Raw genomic sequence first — 2698 nt, forward strand, 5'->3', positions numbered from 1 at the left:
GGCGGCCTTCTGGCGGGCCTGCTGTTGCTCCTGGCCATCGCGCTGGTCATCCATGGACTGCGCAAGGGGCAGGATACGGATGCCGATCGCTGGGCCCTGACCCGGCGCACCGCCATGGTCCTGATCCTGGCCCTCATGGTCCTGACCCCCAGCACGGTCAGCAAGACCACTAATAAAGCCATCAACGCCACTGATGTTTTCATCGCGGTTGACGTAACCGGATCCATGGCGGTCAAGGATGCTGGATATGGCAACCAGGAAGGAATCAGCCGACTGGATGCGGCCCGGGCAGCTGTCCACGAACTGACACGCACCTACCCCGATGCCTCTTTCTCGGCCCTGAGCTTCGGCGCTTCGGCCAGCGTCGATCTGCCCCTGACACCCGACGTACGGGCTGTGGACAACTGGGCCAGGGGGCTGGCTACAGAGCCCACATCCCGATCCTCCGGCTCCAGCCTCGATGCTCCGCTGGATCGCCTGAGCCTGGTCTTGAAACAGACCAAGGACCGGCATCCGGACGACCGAATCCTGCTCTACCTGATCAGCGACGGCGAACAGACCGGATCTGATGAACGACGATCCTTCAGCGTCCTCAGGGAAGGTCTGGACGATGCCTTTGTGCTGGGAACCGGCTCGACCAAGGGTGGCATGGTGCCCTTGAGCTCCGATGTCGGCGGAAGCGATGCCGACGGCTGGGTGACGGACCCAAAGACCGGCCAGCCGGGCATCTCCGTCATGGATCCGAAAACCCTCAAGGCCATGGCCGACGAGATGAGCGGCCACTATCAGGCCTTGACCAAGGGGACGACCTTGCGTGAGGGGAGTACGGCTGCAGCTTCCAAGCGCTACCGGGTGACCAAGGTAGGCCAGGTCCGCCAGCATGTCACCCCGCTGGTCTGGCCGCTGGCACTGGTGGAGTTGGCCCTGATCCTGATTGAGACGGGGCTCTGGATCCGCACTTCGAGGAGACTGTTATGAGCAGGAAGTCCCAGCAAGACGCAAGGAGCGGCCGTCGCCTGCGAGTGCGCCTGATTTTGACTGGCTTGGCCTTGGTTGCAGCCCTGGCCGGAGCCTGGGGCCTGATCAACGTCAAAGCCATCGCCACCTATAACGAGGGCACGCGCGCGCTGAGCACCAACGTTCGACAGATCCAAAACCCGCAGGCCGATCCAGCATCCATCAAGGCTCTGCAGGAGCAGGCCGAGCATCTCTTCGCCCAGGTCGAACGGCCTGGACCCCTGATTCTGCCGCAGACCAGACAGGCTGCCCAGGCCAACCGAGCTGCCAACGCTGCGCTGACCAGCCGCACGGAGCGTCTGCTCAAAAATCAGAAGGCCAATAAGGCCCAGGACGGACAGAGGGGATCAGGCAAGGGCTCCTCATCGGGACTAACCAAGCAGCAGGAGGCCGAGGTGGAGGATCTGCTCAGGCGCAACCAGCAGCAGAACGAACCGTCTTCCTCCCCCACGCCCTCAGGCCAGGCGAGCGACAACAAGGGTCAGGGGAAGAACATCAAACCTTGGTGACCAGCCGCACACAGCCTTTCAGGTGAGTCATTCCAACGCTTCTTTTCCAGCAAATCGATCCTCATGCAGACGAACATCTCCAAGCCATCTGAGCGACAGAATCAAGAATCAGCGGTAAATCCGTCCACAGCCAGATGAATCGGACCTCATTCGACCACATGGCCCTACGGGGATCGTTTCAGAATGATTGCCATGTTGTAGTAGAGGCATGTATAGGTCATCCTCTTCACTGCCCGCCCTGAGCCCCTTCCTGGAGCAACCCTCCTACCTGGCTGATCCGGACTCAGCTGGATCCTGCCCCTGTCATGCACGGGCAGCCCGTTGTCGGACCATCCTGTCCGACATGGCAAGACAGACGCGAGCCACCCTGATCCATCTGAGTGAATTAGCCGACCAGGCTCTGAGGGTCGACTGGCAAGGGCGGGCCGCTGAAGCCTATCGGGCCCAGGTGCGGGCCATGGATGCCCTCTGCCAGGATCAGCGCGTCCAGGCAGGGCGCACCTTGAGCCTGATTGATCAGGAGAGCCAGCCATGAAACGGACGATCACCGCTGCCCCCGATGCCAACGGCTATACACGCATCGAGCTGGACCATCTGACCGGTATGGCGGATCGGCTCAACCAGGCAGGTGGTGCCCTGGCCACCATGCAATCCCAATGGGTTCTGACCAATCAGGCCATCCGCAGAACCATGCCGGAGCTGCCAGCCCTTCCTTGCGCCCAAGCTGCCATGCCGCTGCCAGGTCATGCCCATCTGCCCCTGGATCTGATGGTGTCCTTCTGCAATGACCAGGCCCAAGCCTGCGAAGATCTGCGCACCCGGCTCCAATTTGTGGCCGACCGGCTGATCAAGGCCTACGGGCTGTATTCGCAGGCTGAATCATTCATGGACAGGCTGATGAATTCCCTGATGTCCAAAGCCTTGACCGTCTTTCGGCCTATTGCCCCATTCATGCTTGGATCTATCGGTTTGGGCCTGGGAGTAGCCAAACTGACCGATCACCTGGATGCATCGCAATTCCAGGAATTCCTGGAAACTACGGCCAGCATCCAACAGCCCCTGCTGACCGCCGTCGCATCCGGCCCGTCCTCGGATCATCATGATCCCATTGGCGGATTGGTTACCGGCCCCGGCCTACTGATGCCTTTGATACTTGCTCATTTCCAGGGTGA

General features: G+C 61.0%; 4 protein-coding genes. All 4 read left to right on the forward strand.

The window, feature by feature from the left end; all coding sequences use genetic code 11:
• A partial coding sequence (locus AC0AP0_RS11440) for a vWA domain-containing protein (RefSeq protein WP_490430559.1) occupies positions 1-978 on the forward strand: 978 nt, incomplete at its 5' end.
• Complete coding sequence (locus AC0AP0_RS11445; RefSeq protein ID WP_490430560.1) at positions 975-1526, forward strand: DUF6466 family protein; 552 nt, start codon at positions 975-977, stop codon at positions 1524-1526. The genes AC0AP0_RS11440 and AC0AP0_RS11445, both read left to right, overlap by 4 nt.
• Positions 1527-1734: 208 nt before the next feature.
• Positions 1735-2061 carry a hypothetical protein gene (locus tag AC0AP0_RS11450; RefSeq protein WP_198208326.1) on the forward strand — a complete coding sequence of 109 codons (327 nt, stop codon included), beginning with the start codon at positions 1735-1737 and terminating at the stop codon, positions 2059-2061.
• A partial coding sequence (locus AC0AP0_RS11455; RefSeq protein WP_490430561.1) for a hypothetical protein occupies positions 2058-2698 on the forward strand: 641 nt, incomplete at its 3' end. The genes AC0AP0_RS11450 and AC0AP0_RS11455, both read left to right, overlap by 4 nt.

The organism is Bifidobacterium sp. POST2/T3 (B1), assembly GCF_058197115.1.